This is a genomic window from Ramlibacter alkalitolerans (genome assembly GCF_016722765.1).
GTDB classification, from domain to species: Bacteria; Pseudomonadota; Gammaproteobacteria; order Burkholderiales; family Burkholderiaceae_C; genus Ramlibacter; species Ramlibacter alkalitolerans.
Map to the genome: position 1 here is coordinate 260,970 of NZ_JAEQND010000010.1, position 15,632 is coordinate 276,601.

Below are 15,632 nucleotides of genomic sequence, written 5' to 3' on the forward strand. Positions count from 1 at the left end.
TTCGGGCGCCGGTGCGGCGGTGGCGGCCGGCGCGGCCAGCCCGGGTTCGCTGGGCTTACCCACGCAGCTCTCCTGCCGCCAGGCCGGCCTGCGGTTCCCAGGGCTTGAGGCTCTCGCCGGCGCGGTAGATGGCGAAGGTGGCGATGATCGCGCCCATGATCTCCATCATCAGGATCACCGGCAGCGCGATGCTGGCGATGCGCGAGCCGAGCGACATCGAGGTCGACATGAACTGCGACACCAGCAGCAGCGCGATGGAGGACATCGGGCACATGGCGCAGCCGGTCCAGACGGCCTGCTTCCAGGTGAGGCCGCTGCCGGGGTTGGCGAGCGCCACGCCCAGGACCTTGGCGAAGAAGCGGGTGAACACGACCGCGGCGACCAGTCCGACCACCGAGGGATTCCATTCGGCCTTGGCGGCGACCACCGAGACCAGCACGAACATCATCATCGTGAGCAGCGAGGCCGCGGTGCCGAGCTGGCGCGTCCAGGTCCAGGGCCGCGGATGCAGCTGCTTGAGCATCAGCCCGCCGATCAGCGCGGCCAGCGGCGCCGAGCCGCCGAAGTGGGCCGCCAGCGCGGTGCCGGCGGCGATCAGCGAGATCACGAGGATCGACGTGTTCTCGCTGCTCGGGCTCATGAAGCGCAGCGCCGAACGCAGCGCCAGCGCCAGCAGCGCGCCGACCACGAAGGACACGCCCAGCACCACCGCCACCGGATAGAGCGTGGCCGCCAGCACCGTCTCCTCGCGGTGCAGCGTGCCGGCGCGCGCGCTCACCAGCGTGAGCGCATAGAAGGTGCTGAGGGTCGCCAGCGCCAGCGAGCGCTCGGTCACGACACCCGCCGCCCGCGTGTCCAGCACGATGCGCGCCAGCACCGCGGGCGACCCCGCCATCGAGATCAGCGCCAGGCCTTCGGCCACGCTGTCCCGCACCTCCATCCAGCGCAGCACGTGGTAGACGGCGACGGCGGTGAGCGTCGCCTCCACCAGGCTTTGCACCAGCACCATCGGGTTGTGGCGGAACCAGCGCAGCGCGATGCGCCCGCCCGACTCGAACAGGACCAGCGCGACGCCCAGCTCCAGCAGGAACAGCGACACGCCCTGCAGCGGCCAGGCCGCGCCCGAGAAACCGGCCAGGCCGGCGAGCGTGCCCACGATCGAGTAGCCCACCACCTTGGGCAGGCCCGAATAGCGTTGCAGCAGGTGGCCCGACGCGGCGGCAATGGCCAGCAGCAGCGACCACTGCACGGTGGGCAGGCCCGCCGAGGGCTTCATCCACTCGGCCCAGATGGCCATCACCTGGTCCATGGAGGGCCCGGGCTCAGTGCAGCACGCGCTGGCTGCCGCCGTCGTCCAGCACGAAGGGCGGGATCTCGACTTCGAAGCGCCCGGCGTCCTCGGCGACGCAGAAGTAGCTGCCATGCATGCTGCCGCTGGCCGTGCGCAGGCGGCAGCCGCTGGTGTACTCGAAGGATTCGCCCGGCTTGAGCAGCGGCTGCTGGCCGACGACGCCGAGGCCCTTGACCTCCTCGGTTTCGCCGAGTTCGTTGGTGATGATCCAGTGGCGGGCGATCAGCTGCGCGGGCACTTCGCCCGTGTTGGTGATCGTGATGGTGTACGCGAAGGTCCACACGTGCTGGTCGGGCGCGGACTGATCCGGCAGGAAGCGGGGCTGCACGTCGACCCGGAAAGCGTAGCGAGGCATGGGGGGCAATGCTAACCCCTGCCGCCCCGCGCCGCTCGGCGAGAATACGGGCCATGAGCACGCGCACCTTCCGCATCGCACCGTCGATCCTGTCGGCCGACTTCGCCCGCCTCGGCGAGGAGGTCCGCAACGTGGTCGCCGCCGGCGCCGACTGGATCCACTTCGACGTGATGGACAACCACTACGTGCCCAACCTCACCTTCGGTCCCATGGTCTGTTCGGCGCTCAAGCCGCACGCGAAGACGGCTGCGGGCGCACCGGTGCCGATCGACGTGCACCTGATGGTGCAGCCGGTCGATGCGCTGGCGCAGGCCTTCGCCGAGGCCGGTGCCGACTACATCAGCTTCCACCCCGACGCCTCCACGCACGTGCACCGCAGCGTGCAGGCGATCAAGGCGGCGGGCTGCAAGGCGGGCCTGGTGTTCAATCCGGCCGCGCCCATCGACGTGCTGGACTGGGTGCTGGAAGACATCGACCTGGTCCTGATCATGAGCGTGAACCCCGGCTTCGGCGGCCAGGGCTTCATCGAGTCGGCGCTGCGCAAGATCGAGCAGGCGCGCGCGCGCATCGACGCGAGCGGCCGCGACATCCGGCTCGAGGTCGATGGCGGCGTGAAGACGGACAACATCGCGCGCATCGCGGCCGCCGGCGCGGACACCTTCGTGGCCGGCAGCGCGATCTTCGGCAAGCCCGATTACCGCGCCGTGATCGAGTCGATGCGGGCGAACCTGAAGGGCTAACCGCCCTTCTGGCTGCGGTTCGGCTTCTCCACCGGTGCCGGGTCGGCGCCCTTGCGCACGGCGTGGTAGGTCGCGTCGAGCTCCTGCGCCTTGCTCGTGTCCTGCTGGCCTTCGACCACGTCGTCGTGCGCAATCTCGCCCATGCGGCGTGCGCTCGGGTTCTCGCCCGCCTGGCTGTTGGCGGATTCGTCACGCTCGTGCGGCAGCTGCGCCTTGGGCTGCTGCGTCTCGCCTTGCGCCGTGACGGTGTTGCCCCCTTTCGGCGACGGCGTCTCGTGGCGCTCCTCGGTATCCATCCGGCCGGCCGGTTCCCGGCCTTCATCCTTGCGGCTCATGGCAACTCTCCTGAATGCAGGCATGGTGACGCGCGGCTCGGCCGGCGGCCGTCGGACGGGACCGCGCGCTGCCCGGCGGAGCCAGCGGCCCGCTGATCCGGCTGTGGGAGTGCTCCTACGGGGCGAGGCGGTGCGCACCCACAAACTCGCCCGCTGAAGGGCTACGGTCCCGCCAGCTGAGGCTTGGTCCAATGCGGGACCGAAAAGCACATGCAAGAAGGGAGACGCGGATGGAGATCGGACCTGTCGTGCCGCTGTGGTTGACGTGGGTCGCCGCGGGCACCGTGGGCGTGCTGGCGATCGCCGCCGTCGTCCGCGGGCTCGAGGCCGTGTTCGATCTCGACCCGAGCTGATCCCCCCTTCGCCATCGCAGGCGCGCCAGGCCGCGCCCGGCGCCCCGTTTCCTCTCTCCCCCGGCCCGACAGGAGTGATACATGGCCTCTTCCCGCACGGAGGGCTCGCGCAAGTCGAAAGCGGGCGACCCCGTCGCCAACCGTCAGAAGCAGCTCGAAGCGTTCACGCAGGGGCCGGAGAACCAGCTCACCACGAACCAGGGCGTGCCGCTGCCGGACAACCACAACTCGCTGAAGGCGGGCGTGCGCGGACCGGGCCTGCTGGAAGACTTCATCCTGCGGGAGAAGCTGACCCACTTCGACCATGAGCGCATCCCCGAGCGCGTGGTGTATGCGCGCGGCGCGGCGGCGCACGGCTACTTCGAGCTGACCCGTCCGCTGGTGGAATACACCAAGGCCGACTTCCTGCAGGAACACGGCAGCCGCACGCCGGTGTTCGTGCGCTTCTCCACCGTGATCGGCGCCCGCGGTTCGGCGGACACCGTGCGCGACGTGCGCGGCTTCGCCGTCAAGTTCTACACGCGCGAAGGCAACTACGACCTGGTGGGCAACAACATGCCGGTGTTCTTCATCCAGGACGCGATGAAGTTCCCCGACCTGGTCCACGCGATCAAGCCGGAGCCGCACCACGACATGCCGCAGGCCTCCAGCGCGCACGACACCTTCTGGGATTTCATCTCGCTGATGCCCGAGAGCGCGCACATGCTCATGTGGCTGATGTCGGATCGCGCGCTGCCGCGCAGCTACCGGATGATGGAAGGCTTCGGCGTCCACACCTTTCGCTTCGTGAATGCACGCGGTGCCTCGCACTTCGTCAAGTTCCACTGGCGGCCCAAGCTGGGCAAGCACGCGCTGGCCTGGGACGAGGCGCAGAAGATCGCCGGCAAGGACCCGGACTTCCACCGCCGCGACCTGTGGGAGGCGATCGATCGCGGCGACTTCCCCGAATGGGAGCTGGGCGTGCAGCTGATCGAGGAAGAGCGCGTCGACAAGCTCGGCGTGGACCTGCTCGATGCGACCAAGCTGGTGCCGGAGGAGATCGTGCCGATCACCCCGGTCGGCAGGCTGGTCCTGAACCGCAACCCGGACAGCTACTTCGCCGAGGCGGAACAGGTGGCCTTCAATCCGGGCCACATCGTGCCGGGGATCGACTTCAGCAACGACCCGCTGCTGCAGGGGCGCTTGTTCTCCTATCTCGACACGCAGATCTCGCGCCTGGGCGGGCCGAACTTCCACGAGCTGCCGATCAACCGCGGCGTGTGCCCGATGCACAACCTGCAACGCGGCGGCATGCACCGCATGACCATCGCGCGCGGCCGCGTCGCCTACGAGCCGAACACGCTGGGCAACGGCTCGGAGTTCCGCGTCGACGGCGGCGAGCAGGGCTTCCAGAGCCTGGAGGAGGCCATCGAATCGCCGAAGATCCGCCGCCGCAGCCCCAGCTTCGACGACCACTTCAGCCAGGCCACCCTGTTCTGGAACAGCCAGAGCGCCGCGGAGAAGGAGCACATCATCGCGGCCTTCCAGTTCGAGCTTTCGCGGGTGGAGACGCCGGCGATCCGGCAGCGCATCGTGGACAACCTGGCGCATGTGGATGCCCGGCTGGCGCGCAAGGTTGCGGAGCCGCTGGGCATCGGGCCGCCAGACGCGCGCTCGGCCGCCGGCCGAGCCGGGTTTCGCGAGCCGCGCGCCAAGCCGCTGCTGGAGGCAGCGCCCTCGCTCAGCATGGAGACCAATGGCACGACCATCGCGACACGGAAAGTGGCCGTGCTGATGGCCGCAGGCGTGGAGCTGGGGGCCTTCAAGGTCATCCAGCAGGCGCTCGTCGACGCCGGAGCGACGGTCAAGGTGGTGGCCGCGCACCTGGGGTTCATCGTCTCGTCGTCGGGGCAACAGGTGCCGATCGACCACAGCTTCCAGACCATGCCATCTGTCATGTTCGATGCGGTGCTGGTGCCCGGCGGCGCCGCTTCGGCCCAGGCGCTCATGAAGGATGGCGAGGCGGTGCACTTCGTGCTCGAGGCGTACAAGCATTGCAAGCCGCTGTGCCTCATCGGCGAGTCGGTGGAGATCCTTCGCTCGGTGGGCGTGGCGCTGGACGATGCGCCCGTGCCCGGCGGGGTGATCATCGGCACCAACGAGCCGACCACGCGCGTGCAGCTGGGCCAGGACCTGATCGCGGCCATCGCCAGGCACAGGCATTGGTCCCGCGCGATGGTCGAGCAGGTGCCCGCCTGAACGCACGACCCCGCCCCAGAGGTCCGTAGGACAAATCCCACGTACCAATGTCAGATGCACTGACTGTGTCGTCGTGGCGATGACGGCCCAATAGCGTCATGGCCGGCGCGCTGCCGGCATTTTCTTGACCAGGGAGCAAACGCATGCCGTCCAGCCATCAGGCCACGAGCCGACCGTATTGGAGTTCCGGACGCGGCTTCGCCTCGAAGGACCCGGAGCGGCAGGGCGAAGTGCTCGGCTACGTCGCCCGGACCCCGATCGAAACCACCGCGCTTGCGCGCCCGGCGGCTCCCAAGGCGGCGCCGCCCCAGCGCAGCTGGACACGCCTGCAGCCGGACGTCGACGCGTCGGGCTTCGAAGGCAGCAGCAGCGGCCGCTGGCGCTGAGCGCGCCTTTCTCCAGCCGAGCCAGGGCCGTCCGCCCTGGCTTTTGCTTTTGCTGGCCGGCTATCCTTGCCGCATGCCGTTCGCCCTGCAAGCGCCCCTGCGCGCCGCCATCCTGGACCTCGACGGAACGCTGGTCGATACGCTCGGCGACTTCCACGCCGCTCTGAACCACATGCTCGCCGAGCTGCGCCTGCCCGCGATCTCCGCCGAGGCGGTCGCCGGCTTCATCGGCAAGGGCACCGGACACCTGATCCGCAGCACGCTGGCGCATGTCGGAGGGCCCCCCGAGCTCTTCCAGCCGGCGCTGGACCGCTACTTCGACGCCTATCGGTCGGTCAACGGCCGGTACGCGAAGGTGTACCCCGGCGTCGAGGAAGGCTTGGCGGCACTCCAGCGCGCAGGCCTGCGGCTGGCGTGCCTGACCAACAAGCCCGGCGAGTTCGCCCGCGGGTTGCTGCAGGCCAAGGGCCTGGCGCCGGCTTTCGAACTGGTGTTCGGCGGCGATGCCTTCGAGCGCAAGAAGCCCGACCCGCTGCCGCTGCGCAAGACCTGCGAGGCCCTGGGCAGCGCCCCCGGCGCCACGTTGATGGTCGGCGACTCCGCCAACGATGCGGCAGCCGCCCGGGCGGCCGGCTGCCCGGTGGTGCTGGTGACCTACGGCTACAACCACGGCGAGCCGGTGCGCAAGGTCGACGCGGACGGCTTCGTAGCCTCGCTGGCGCAGCTCGCGCCGCTGCTGCGCGGGTAGCTCCCCGTTGACGGCGCGCCGGGAGCCTTTGCTACACTGCCCCCGCATGTTCATCCACCGCACCATCATCACAGGTTGCAGCGACCGGGGAGCCTGGCCCTGGCGCAGGCCTGTCCAAGTGCGCACCTGATTCGCACGGGGCAGCCCGTGCCCCCGCGCCTTCCCACCGGGAGGCATCGTCCGGATCCCGCGGCCCGAAGCGTCTGGGCCGCCGAGCTTGTGGAGGCTCACCCTTGATCACCGAACTCGAATTCAAGAGCCTTGCGTTGCAGGGCTACAACCGCATTCCGCTGATCGCGGAGGCGTTCGCCGACCTCGAAACCCCGCTGTCGCTGTACCTGAAGCTGGCCCATGCGAAGGCCGGCGGCAAGCTCAGTTTCCTGCTGGAGTCCGTCGTCGGCGGCGAGCGTTTCGGGCGCTACAGCTTCATCGGCCTGCCGGCGCGCACGCTGCTGCGCGCCAGCGGCTTCGGCGCCGACGCGAAGACGGAAATCGTGACCGACGGCCAGGTGGTCGAGACTGCCCGCGGCAATCCGCTGGAGTTCATCGCCGCCTACCAGGAGCGCTTCAAGGTGGCGCTGCGCCCCGGCCTGCCGCGCTTCTGCGGCGGCCTGGCCGGCTACTTCGGCTACGACACGGTGCGCTACATCGAGAAGAAGCTGGAGGCGAGCTGCCCCGCCGACACGATGAACTGCCCGGACATCCTGCTGCTGCAATGCGAGGAACTGGCCGTCATCGACAACCTGTCGGGCAAGCTGTACCTGATCGTCTACGTGGATCCCGGCAAGCCGGAGGCTTATGGCGCCGGCAAGCGCCGGCTGCGCGAGCTGCGCGACCAGCTCAAATATTCCGTCAGCGCGCCGGTCATCCGCCAGACCGAGACCTTCCCCGCCGAGCGCGAGTTCGCCAAGGCCGATTACCTGAAGGCCGTGGACCGCGCCAAGGAACTGATCGCCGCCGGCGACTTCATGCAGGTGCAGGTGGGCCAGCGGATCAAGAAGCGCTATACCGAGTCGCCGCTGTCGCTGTACCGGGCGCTGCGTTCGCTGAACCCGAGCCCGTACATGTACTACTACAACTTCACGGGCGCGGACGAGAAGGGCGGCGACTTCCACGTGGTGGGTGCGTCGCCGGAGATCCTGGTGCGGCACGAGCACACGCCCGAGGGCGAGAAGATCACGATCCGGCCGCTGGCGGGCACGCGGCCGCGCGGCGGCACGCCGGAGATCGACAAGGCGATCGAGCGGGAGCTGCTGTCGGACGCCAAGGAGCGCGCCGAACACGTGATGCTGATCGACCTGGCGCGCAACGACATCGGCCGGATCGCGAAGACCGGCTCGGTGAAGGTCACCGAGGCCTTCGTGGTGGAGCGCTACAGCCACGTGATGCACATCGTGAGCAACGTGGAAGGCATCCTGTACGAGGGGATGACCAACATGGACGTGCTCAAGGCGACCTTCCCGGCCGGCACGCTGAGCGGCGCGCCCAAGGTGCACGCGATGGAACTGATCGACCGCCTGGAGCCGAACAAGCGCGGCATCTATGGCGGCGCCTGCGGCTACCTGAGCTACGCCGGCGACATGGACGTGGCGATCGCGATCCGCACCGGCATCATCAAGGACCAGACGCTGTATGTGCAGGCGGCGGCAGGCGTGGTGGCCGATTCGGTGCCGGAGCTGGAGTGGAAGGAAACCGAGGCCAAGGCGCGAGCGCTGCTGCGAGCGTCGGAGCTGGTCGAGGAGGGGCTGGAATGAACTCCAGAGTCCAACAGCCGAACGCAGAAGCCGCGAAGGTTACGCAAAAACCGCAAAAGAACAGCCGATATGGAAAACGACTTCTCTCGGGAAATCATCGGCGCTGCGGTGGAGGTTCAGCGAGTCCTGGGCAGCGGGCTTCTGGAGAGTGCGTATTGCGCCGCTCTCGCCATCGAATTTTCGGATCTGGGCCTGCACTTCGCGCAGGAGGTTGCTCTTTCTGGCGAGTACAAGGGCAGGAAGCTCGGGGTTGCATACCGGGCGGATTTCGTGGTGCAGAACTCCGTCATCATCGAGGTGAAGGCCTTGAGCCTGGTGACCGAAATTCACCGCGCGCAACTGCTGTCTTATCTGAGGCTGGCGAAGTTCAATCTCGGCTTGTTGATCAACTTTCATGCATTCCCCGTAGCGTCGAAGGGCGTGCATCGGGTCGTGAACAGGCTGTGAAAAGCCATTCCCCCTTTTGCGGCTTCTGCGTAGCTTTTGCGGTTTTTGCGTTCAATGATTGCGGTGCCCGGGGCCGGGCCGTTCGGAGGGCGACGTGAAGCTGCTGATGATCGACAACTACGACAGCTTCACCTACAACCTGGTGCAGTACTTCGGGGAACTGGGCGCGGACGTGGAGGTGCATCGCAACGACGAAATCACCATCGACGAGATCGAGGCCAAGAGGCCCGATCGGCTCGTCGTTTCGCCGGGGCCCTGCTCTCCCGCGGAAGCAGGCATCTCGGTTGCGGCCATCCAGCACTTTGCCGGCAAGGTGCCCATCCTCGGCGTCTGCCTCGGCCACCAGGCCATCGGCGCGGCGCTGGGGGGCAGGATCATCCGGGCGCAGCAACTGATGCACGGCAAGACCAGCGAGATCACGACCACGCGCGAAGGCGTCTTCGCGGGCTTGCCCGAGAAGTTCACCGTCAACCGCTACCACTCGCTGGCCATCGAACGCGAGAGCTGCCCGCAGGACCTGAAGGTCACGGCGTGGACCGCCGACGGCGAGATCATGGGCGTGCGCCACAAGACCCTGCCCGTCGAAGGCGTGCAGTTCCATCCGGAGTCCATCCTGACGGAACATGGCCATGCCCTGCTGAAGAACTTCCTGGAGCAAGCGAAGTGAAGCCCATCGACCTGCGCAGCGATACCGTCACCCAGCCCACCGAGGCCATGCGCGCCGCCATGTTCGCGGCGCCGCTCGGCGACGACGTGTTCGGCGACGACCCCAGCGTCAACGCGCTGCAGGAGAAGATCGCCGCGATGCTCGGCTTCGAGGCCGCACTGTTCGTGCCCACGGGCACCCAGAGCAACCTGTGCGGCGTGCTGTCGCACTGCCAGCGCGGCGACGAGTACATCGTCGGCCAGATGCAGCACTGCTACCGCTGGGAAGGCGGCGGCGCCGCGGTGTTCGGCAGCGTCCAGCCGCAGCCGCTGAACCACCAGCCCGATGGCTCCCTCGCCCTCACCGACATCGAAGCCGCGATCAAGCCGGACGATCCGCATTTCGCCCGCACCAAGCTGCTGGCGCTGGAGAACACCCTGGGCGGGCAGGTGCTCTCGCAGGTGTACCTGGACAAGGCGACCAAGCTGGCGCGCTCGCGCGGGCTGGCGACGCATCTCGATGGCGCCCGCCTGTTCAATGCGGCGGTGGCGCAGGCCCGGTCCAACGGCAGCGACGCGCGCACGGAGGCGCATCGCATCGCCTCCATTTTCGACAGCGTCTCGGTCTGCTTCAGCAAGGGGCTCGGCACGCCGGCCGGGTCGGCCCTGTGCGGATCGAAGGACTTCATCGCCAGGGCGCGCCGCGTTCGCAAGATGGCGGGCGGGGCGATGCGCCAGGCCGGCCTGCTGGCCGCCGCCGCGACCTACGCGCTCGATCACCACGTCGAGCGGCTGGCGCAGGACCACGCGAATGCCCGCCGGCTGGCCGAGGGCCTGGAGGGCATCGAGGGGCTCTCGTTCGAGGTGCCGGAGACGAACATCCTGTTCGTGGACCTGATCGGGCCCGCCCGCGAACGCTCGGCGGAGTTGCTGCAGTACCTGAAGGGCGAAGGCGTGCTGGCCACGGGCCTGTACCGGCTGCGCTTCGTGACGCACCTCGACGTCGACGAGGCCGGCGTGGAGCGCGCGGTGGCGGCGATCCGCTCCTTCTTCCGCGCCTGAAGGAAGCAGGATGCCGGACGCGCAGCACCTGCTCCTCTTCGTCCTCGCCGGCCTGCTGCTGAACCTGACGCCGGGGCCGGACGTGCTCTACATCGTGAGCCACGCGATCCGCCAAGGGGCGCGGGCGGGGGTCGTGGCGGCGCTCGGCGTGAGTGCGGGCTGCTTCGTGCACATCGCGGCGGCGGCCGTGGGGGTGAGTGCGCTGCTGGCGACATCCGCGGCGGCGTTCGCGGTGCTGAAGTGGGCGGGCGCGGGCTACCTGCTGTATGTCGGGATGAAGTTGCTGGCGGGCAAGTCGGCGCCAAAGCGCTGGGGTTTCGCTGGCGCTCCACCGCCAGCCTACGGGCTCGGCAGCGCTCCACCGCCAGCCTACGAGGAGGCCCCCAGCCAGCTCTGGAGCGTCTTCCGCGGCGGCTTCCTGACCAACGCGCTGAATCCCAAGGTCGCGATCTTCTTCCTCGCCTTCGTGCCGCAGTTCATCGCGCCGCAGGCGCAGCACAAGGCACTCGCCTTCCTGGCGCTGGGGATCGTGTTCAACCTCAACACCGTCGTCATGAACAGCGGCTGGGCGCTCGCCGCCGCCTGGATCGCGCGCACCGACGCCGCGCAGCGCAGCCTGCATTGGCTGGACCGCGTCGCCGGCCTGATGTTCATGGGCTTCGGGCTGAAGCTGGCCCTGGCCGAGAATCCCACCCATTGAGAGAGGAGCACCCCATGATCACGCCCCAGGAAGCGCTGCAGCGCACCATCGAACACCGCGAGATCTTCCACGACGAGATGCTGAAGATCATGCGCCTGATCATGAGCGGCGAGCTGTCGCCCGTCATGACGGCGGCCCTCGTCACCGGCCTGCGGGTGAAGAAGGAAACGATCGGCGAGATCACCGCGGCGGCGCAGGTGATGCGCGAGTTCTCCACCAAGGTGAACGTCGCCGACAAGACGCACCTGGTCGACATCGTCGGCACCGGCGGCGACGGCTCGCACACCTTCAACATCTCGACCTGCTCGATGTTCGTGGCCGCAGCGGCGGGCGCCAAGGTGAGCAAGCACGGCGGCCGCAGCGTCTCGAGCAAGAGCGGCAGCGCCGACGTGCTGGAGGCCATGGGCCTGAACATCAACCTTTCGCCCGAAGCGATCGCCAGGTGCATCGCCGAGACGGGCATCGGCTTCATGTTCGCGCCCAACCACCATCCGGCGATGAAGAACGTGGCGCCGGTGCGCAAGGAGTTGGGCGTGCGCACCATCTTCAACATCCTGGGCCCGCTCACCAATCCCGCCAGCGCGCCCAACATCCTGATGGGCGTGTTCCACCCCGACCTGGTCGGCATCCAGGTGCGGGCGCTGCAGCGCCTGGGCGCGGAGCACGCGCTGGTGGTCTATGGCCGCGACGGCATGGACGAAGTGAGCCTGGGCGCCGCCACCCTGGTGGGCGAACTGAAGAAGGGCGAGATCAGCGAGTACGAGATCCATCCCGAAGACTTCGGCGTGCCGATGGCCAGCAACCGCGCTTTCAAGGTCGAGACGCCGCAGCAATCGCTGGCGATGATGCGCGAGGTGCTGGAGAACAAGGCCGGTCCCGCGCGCGACGTGGTCGTGCTCAATGCGGGCGCCGCGCTCTATGCGGCCAACGTCGCCACCAGCATCCGCGAAGGCATCGCCAAGGCGCGCACCGCGCTCGAGAGCGGTGCGGCCCGCGCGAAGATGGAGGAACTGGTGCGCGTGTCCAAGGCCCTGGGCAGTTGAGATGAGCGACATCCTGGAGAAGATCGTTGCGGTCAAGCGCGAGGAGGTCGCCGCCGCACGCAAGAAGAAGTCGCTGGAGGCGGTGCGCGAAGACGCGCTCAGCCGCGTGCTGACGCGCGACTTCGAAGGGGCGCTGCGGCAGAAGATCGCCCAGGGCCAGGCCGCGGTCATCGCCGAAATCAAGAAGGCGAGCCCCAGCAAGGGCGTGCTGCGCGAGGACTTCATCCCGGCCGACATCGCCCAGAGCTACGCCGAGAACGGAGCGGCCTGCCTGTCGGTGCTGACCGACCGCCAGTTCTTCCAGGGCCAGCCGGACTACCTGAAGCAGTCCCGCGCCTCCTGCGACCTGCCGGTGCTGCGCAAGGACTTCATGGTTGACCCCTACCAGGTGTACGAAGCGCGCTCCATGGGCGCCGACTGCATCCTGCTGATCGCGGCCTGCCTGGCGGACGCGCAGATGGCGGAACTCGAAGCGCTGGCGCGCGGGCTCGACATGGCGGTCCTGGTGGAGGTGCACGACGCCGGGGAATTGCAGCGCGCACTGAAGCTCAGGACGCCCCTGGTGGGCGTGAACAACCGCAACCTGCGCACCTTCGAGGTGAGCCTCGACACCACGCTGGCCATGCTGAAGGACGTCCCCGCCGACAAGTTGCTGGTGACCGAGTCGGGCATCCTGCAGCGCGAGGACGTGCAGAAGATGCGCGCTGCCGGCGTCCATGCCTTCCTGGTCGGCGAGGCCTTCATGCGCGCGCCCGACCCCGGCGAGGCGCTGGCCACGCTGTTCCACTGACCGTGGGCGAGCGCAAGACCGGGCAAGGCGAACTGCCCTGGGCCGAGCTCGAGCCCGGGGTGCGGCCGCAGTGCCTGCAAGGCTGGACCCCCGAGGCCTGGCCGGTGGCCGAAGGCTGGCGCGCCGCCGTCGACGAGTTCTTCGCCAGCGCCGAGGGCGAGCGCCTGGGGCGCTTCATGCGCGAGCGGCTCGCCGCGGGCGCCGTGATCTACCCGCCGCATCCGCTGCGGGCGCTCGAACTCACGCCGCTGTCCAGCGTGCACGCCGTCGTGCTCGGGCAGGACCCGTACCACGGCCCGGGACAGGCGGAGGGGCTCGCGTTCTCGGTCGCCGCGGGCGTGAAGCATCCGCCGTCGCTGCGCAACATCTTCAAGGAACTGGGCGAGGCGCCGCAAAGCGGTTCGCTGGTGGGCTGGGCCCGTTCCGGCGTGCTGCTGCTCAACGCCTGCCTGACGGTGGAAGACGGCCAGCCCGCCAGCCATGCCAGGAAGGGCTGGGAATCGCTCACCGACCGGCTGCTGGGCCTGGTCGCCGCAACCGCATCGCCGTGTGTCTACCTGCTGTGGGGTGCGCACGCGCAGGCGAAGGCCGGCCTGGTGCGCGAGCATGCGGCGCAGTACGCCCGCGAGGTCCTGGTGCTGGAGACCAACCATCCTTCGCCGCTGTCGGCGCGGCGGCCGCCGGTGCCGTTTCTCGGCAGCGGGTGTTTCAAGCAGGCGCGGGAGTGGTTGGCCGAGCGGGGCGTCACGGGGGTTTTCGGCTGATTGCTGGGGTTCGCGCGCTTCGCGGCTCACCGCCAGCCTACGGCCGAGCGCCGCCGGCCGCTCGTAGGCTGGCGCGCAGCGGCAGGTGAGCCGCGAAGCGCGCGAACCCCAGCATCAAGACCCCCGCAGCAACCGCGCCAGCCACGGCCGGAACAGCGGTGGCCGAACCGGCTTGGCCACCGTCCGCAGCGGCACCGCCATGCGCGTGTCGTCGAGGTAATCCCGCGCGATGTCGACCGTGCTGCGTTCGCCGATCGCGGCGTAATGCTCCCGCAGCCACGCCTGCGCGGCGGCGCGGCCGGCTTCGCACAGGCGCTGGATCATCACCGCGTCCGCGGAGCCCTTGGTGGACGCGGGATACGCCTCGAGGGCCGAACCGCCGTCCACCCGGTGCACGTGCACGGCCCGGCAGCGCGGATGCGACACGCCGCCCTCGGCGACCAGCCGGTTGATGAAGTCGATCGCCCGCATCTGCGTCAGCAGGCTGGCGTTGAAGGTCAGCTCGCCGATGCGGTCCTGGATCTCCGCGGTGGTGCGCGGCGTTTCCGCAATCCGCAGCGGATTGATCTGCACCAGCAGCACGTCCGCGCAGGCGCAGTCGCCGAGCAGCGGCGACAGCGCCGGGTTGACGGAATAGCCGCCGTCCCAGTAGGGCTCGCCGTCGATCTCCACGGCATGGAACAGCAATGGCAGGCAGGCGGATGCGAGCACGGCCCGCGCATCGAGCCGCGGCCCGGTGAAGACGACCGCCCGCCCGGTGTTCACATGTGTTGCGGATACGAACACCTTCAGGTGCGGATGTGCCGCGATCGCAACGAAATCGATCTCGGCTGCGAGCAGGTCGCGCAAGGGGTTGAGCCCCAGCGGATTGCTCTGGTACGGCGACAGCATGCCGCCGCCCAGCATGCGCATCAGCTGCTGCGGCAAGCGCCCGAGGCTGCCCCAGGCGGAGACCCGGTTCCAGACGGCCGCCAGGGTTTCGCGCGCACCTTCGCGCGGATCGCGACCGGCGGACTGCGCCGTCGCCCAGCCGCTCGCCAGCGCGACCGCGTTGAGCGCTCCGGCGCTCGTGCCGCTGATTCCTTCGAAGTCCACGCGACCGTCGGCGAGCAGGGCGTCCAGAACGCCCCAGGTGAAGGCGCCATGGGAGCCGCCGCCCTGGAGTGCAAGATTGAGAAGAGGCATGGCCCCACGCTAGCAACATCCGTCGGGCGCCGTGTGTCTGCCGAGCTGGCTGCAGCCTGGGGTCGTCAGCATCCTCTCAGGCGCCAGGGCCGGGCTGTAGGCGCCGGCGCTGGAGCGCCGTCCGAACAGTGCTATAGTCCGAGGTTCTTCGCCGGAGGGGTGCCCGAGTGGCTAAAGGGGGCAGACTGTAAATCTGTTGGCTTACGCCTACGCTGGTTCGAATCCAGCCTCCTCCACCAGGCTTTCCAGGTTGTCGGAAAGCCAGGCGAATGTGGCAGTTGATGAGTGAGTGGCAGCAAGGCGTTCGTGACGGGCGCCCGGGTCGGAAAGCCTGGAGGCCGTTGAGCCATCCCCGACGCGGGAGTAGTTCAATGGTAGAACCTTAGCCTTCCAAGCTAATGACGCGGGTTCGATTCCCGTCTCCCGCTCCACGCAGGCATCGGCTGTGAACGCGAAAAAGAATTCGCCCATGTGGCTCAGTGGTAGAGCACTCCCTTGGTAAGGGAGAGGTCGCGGGTCCGATTCCCGCCATGGGCACCACGGTTGGTGGTGCAGGTCGTGTGACTGCACCATCTTTGCGGTAGTGATCGTTACTTTTTTCGGAGTCGAAAAAAATGGCAAAAGGCAAATTCGAGCGGACCAAGCCGCACGTCAACGTCGGCACGATCGGCCACGTGGACCATGGCAAGACGACCCTGACGGCGGCGATCACGACGGTGCTGTCGGCCAAGTTCGG

At 68.5% G+C, this 15,632-nt stretch carries 18 protein-coding genes and 3 tRNA genes; 17 read left to right on the forward strand and 4 right to left on the reverse strand.

The window, feature by feature from the left end; translation table 11 throughout:
- Positions 1-55: 55 nt before the first annotated feature.
- Positions 56-1,309, reverse strand: coding sequence for a cation:proton antiporter (locus tag JI746_RS19015; protein WP_201691831.1), 1,254 nt, complete (start codon positions 1,307-1,309; stop codon positions 56-58).
- A gap of 13 nt (positions 1,310-1,322) precedes the next feature.
- The gene (gene apaG, locus JI746_RS19020; RefSeq protein WP_201691832.1) at positions 1,323-1,706 is read right to left on the reverse strand and encodes a Co2+/Mg2+ efflux protein ApaG; all 384 of its coding nucleotides are present in this window, start codon (positions 1,704-1,706) and stop codon (positions 1,323-1,325) included.
- 53 nt (positions 1,707-1,759) lie between these two features.
- Here apaG and rpe point away from each other — a divergent pair, with 53 nt between their 5' ends.
- Positions 1,760-2,446: a ribulose-phosphate 3-epimerase gene (gene rpe / locus JI746_RS19025; protein WP_201691833.1), complete on the forward strand. Its 687-nt coding sequence runs from the start codon at positions 1,760-1,762 to the stop codon at positions 2,444-2,446.
- Here the strand turns inward: rpe and JI746_RS19030 are convergent.
- Complete coding sequence (locus tag JI746_RS19030; protein WP_201691834.1) at positions 2,443-2,781, reverse strand: hypothetical protein; 339 nt, start codon at positions 2,779-2,781, stop codon at positions 2,443-2,445. The genes rpe and JI746_RS19030 overlap by 4 nt on opposite strands.
- A gap of 230 nt (positions 2,782-3,011) precedes the next feature.
- On the opposite strand from JI746_RS19030, the gene JI746_RS28055 reads away from it, so the two are divergent.
- The 12 genes from JI746_RS28055 (at position 3,012) to JI746_RS19085 (ending at position 13,711) form a co-directional block, all read left to right on the forward strand.
- On the forward strand, positions 3,012-3,134 hold the full coding sequence (locus JI746_RS28055) for a hypothetical protein (protein ID WP_269129475.1): 123 nt from the start codon (positions 3,012-3,014) through the stop codon (positions 3,132-3,134).
- An 81-nt stretch (positions 3,135-3,215) separates the two neighbouring features.
- Entirely contained in the window at positions 3,216-5,372 is a 2,157-nt protein-coding gene (locus JI746_RS19035) for a catalase (RefSeq protein ID WP_201691835.1), read from the forward strand.
- A gap of 143 nt (positions 5,373-5,515) precedes the next feature.
- Positions 5,516-5,758, forward strand: a complete 243-nt coding sequence (locus JI746_RS19040) for a hypothetical protein (RefSeq protein WP_201691836.1) — start codon at positions 5,516-5,518, stop codon at positions 5,756-5,758.
- A gap of 73 nt (positions 5,759-5,831) precedes the next feature.
- A complete protein-coding gene (gene gph / locus JI746_RS19045) occupies positions 5,832-6,506 on the forward strand; it encodes a phosphoglycolate phosphatase (RefSeq protein ID WP_201691837.1) in 675 nt (224 codons plus the stop codon).
- Positions 6,507-6,739: 233 nt separating this feature from the next.
- Entirely contained in the window at positions 6,740-8,260 is a 1,521-nt protein-coding gene (gene trpE / locus JI746_RS19050; RefSeq protein ID WP_201691838.1) for an anthranilate synthase component I, read from the forward strand.
- Between the two features lie 69 nt (positions 8,261-8,329).
- Positions 8,330-8,707 carry a GxxExxY protein gene (locus JI746_RS19055; protein WP_201691839.1) on the forward strand — a complete coding sequence of 126 codons (378 nt, stop codon included), beginning with the start codon at positions 8,330-8,332 and terminating at the stop codon, positions 8,705-8,707.
- A gap of 106 nt (positions 8,708-8,813) precedes the next feature.
- Positions 8,814-9,374, forward strand: coding sequence for an anthranilate synthase component II (locus JI746_RS19060; protein ID WP_201691866.1), 561 nt, complete (start codon positions 8,814-8,816; stop codon positions 9,372-9,374).
- Positions 9,371-10,414 (forward strand): low-specificity L-threonine aldolase, encoded by a 1,044-nt coding sequence (gene ltaE, locus JI746_RS19065; protein ID WP_201691840.1) that lies wholly within the window; start codon positions 9,371-9,373, stop codon positions 10,412-10,414. The genes JI746_RS19060 and ltaE overlap by 4 nt, the downstream gene beginning before the upstream one ends.
- 10 nt (positions 10,415-10,424) lie before the next feature.
- A complete protein-coding gene (locus tag JI746_RS19070; RefSeq protein WP_201691841.1) occupies positions 10,425-11,114 on the forward strand; it encodes a LysE family translocator in 690 nt (229 codons plus the stop codon).
- 14 nt (positions 11,115-11,128) lie between these two features.
- The gene (gene trpD, locus JI746_RS19075; protein WP_201691842.1) at positions 11,129-12,157 is read left to right on the forward strand and encodes an anthranilate phosphoribosyltransferase; all 1,029 of its coding nucleotides are present in this window, start codon (positions 11,129-11,131) and stop codon (positions 12,155-12,157) included.
- Position 12,158: 1 nt separating this feature from the next.
- A complete protein-coding gene (gene trpC, locus JI746_RS19080) occupies positions 12,159-12,947 on the forward strand; it encodes an indole-3-glycerol phosphate synthase TrpC (RefSeq protein ID WP_201691843.1) in 789 nt (262 codons plus the stop codon).
- Between the two features lie 2 nt (positions 12,948-12,949).
- On the forward strand, positions 12,950-13,711 hold the full coding sequence (locus JI746_RS19085; RefSeq protein ID WP_408004116.1) for a uracil-DNA glycosylase: 762 nt from the start codon (positions 12,950-12,952) through the stop codon (positions 13,709-13,711).
- Positions 13,712-13,825: 114 nt separating this feature from the next.
- On the opposite strand, the gene JI746_RS19090 is transcribed toward JI746_RS19085, so the two are convergent.
- Positions 13,826-14,896, reverse strand: coding sequence for a patatin-like phospholipase family protein (locus JI746_RS19090; protein WP_201691844.1), 1,071 nt, complete (start codon positions 14,894-14,896; stop codon positions 13,826-13,828).
- Between the two features lie 153 nt (positions 14,897-15,049).
- Between JI746_RS19090 and JI746_RS19095 the strand changes: the two genes are divergently transcribed.
- The 4 genes from JI746_RS19095 to JI746_RS19110 all read left to right on the forward strand — a co-directional run.
- Positions 15,050-15,135: transfer RNA gene (locus JI746_RS19095), tRNA-Tyr, on the forward strand.
- A 118-nt stretch (positions 15,136-15,253) separates the two neighbouring features.
- Positions 15,254-15,327: transfer RNA gene (locus tag JI746_RS19100), tRNA-Gly, on the forward strand.
- A 34-nt stretch (positions 15,328-15,361) separates the two neighbouring features.
- Positions 15,362-15,436, forward strand: a tRNA-Thr gene (locus JI746_RS19105).
- 74 nt (positions 15,437-15,510) lie between these two features.
- The coding region (locus tag JI746_RS19110) for a GTP-binding protein (RefSeq protein ID WP_236599975.1) at positions 15,511-15,632 on the forward strand (122 nt) is incomplete at its 3' end.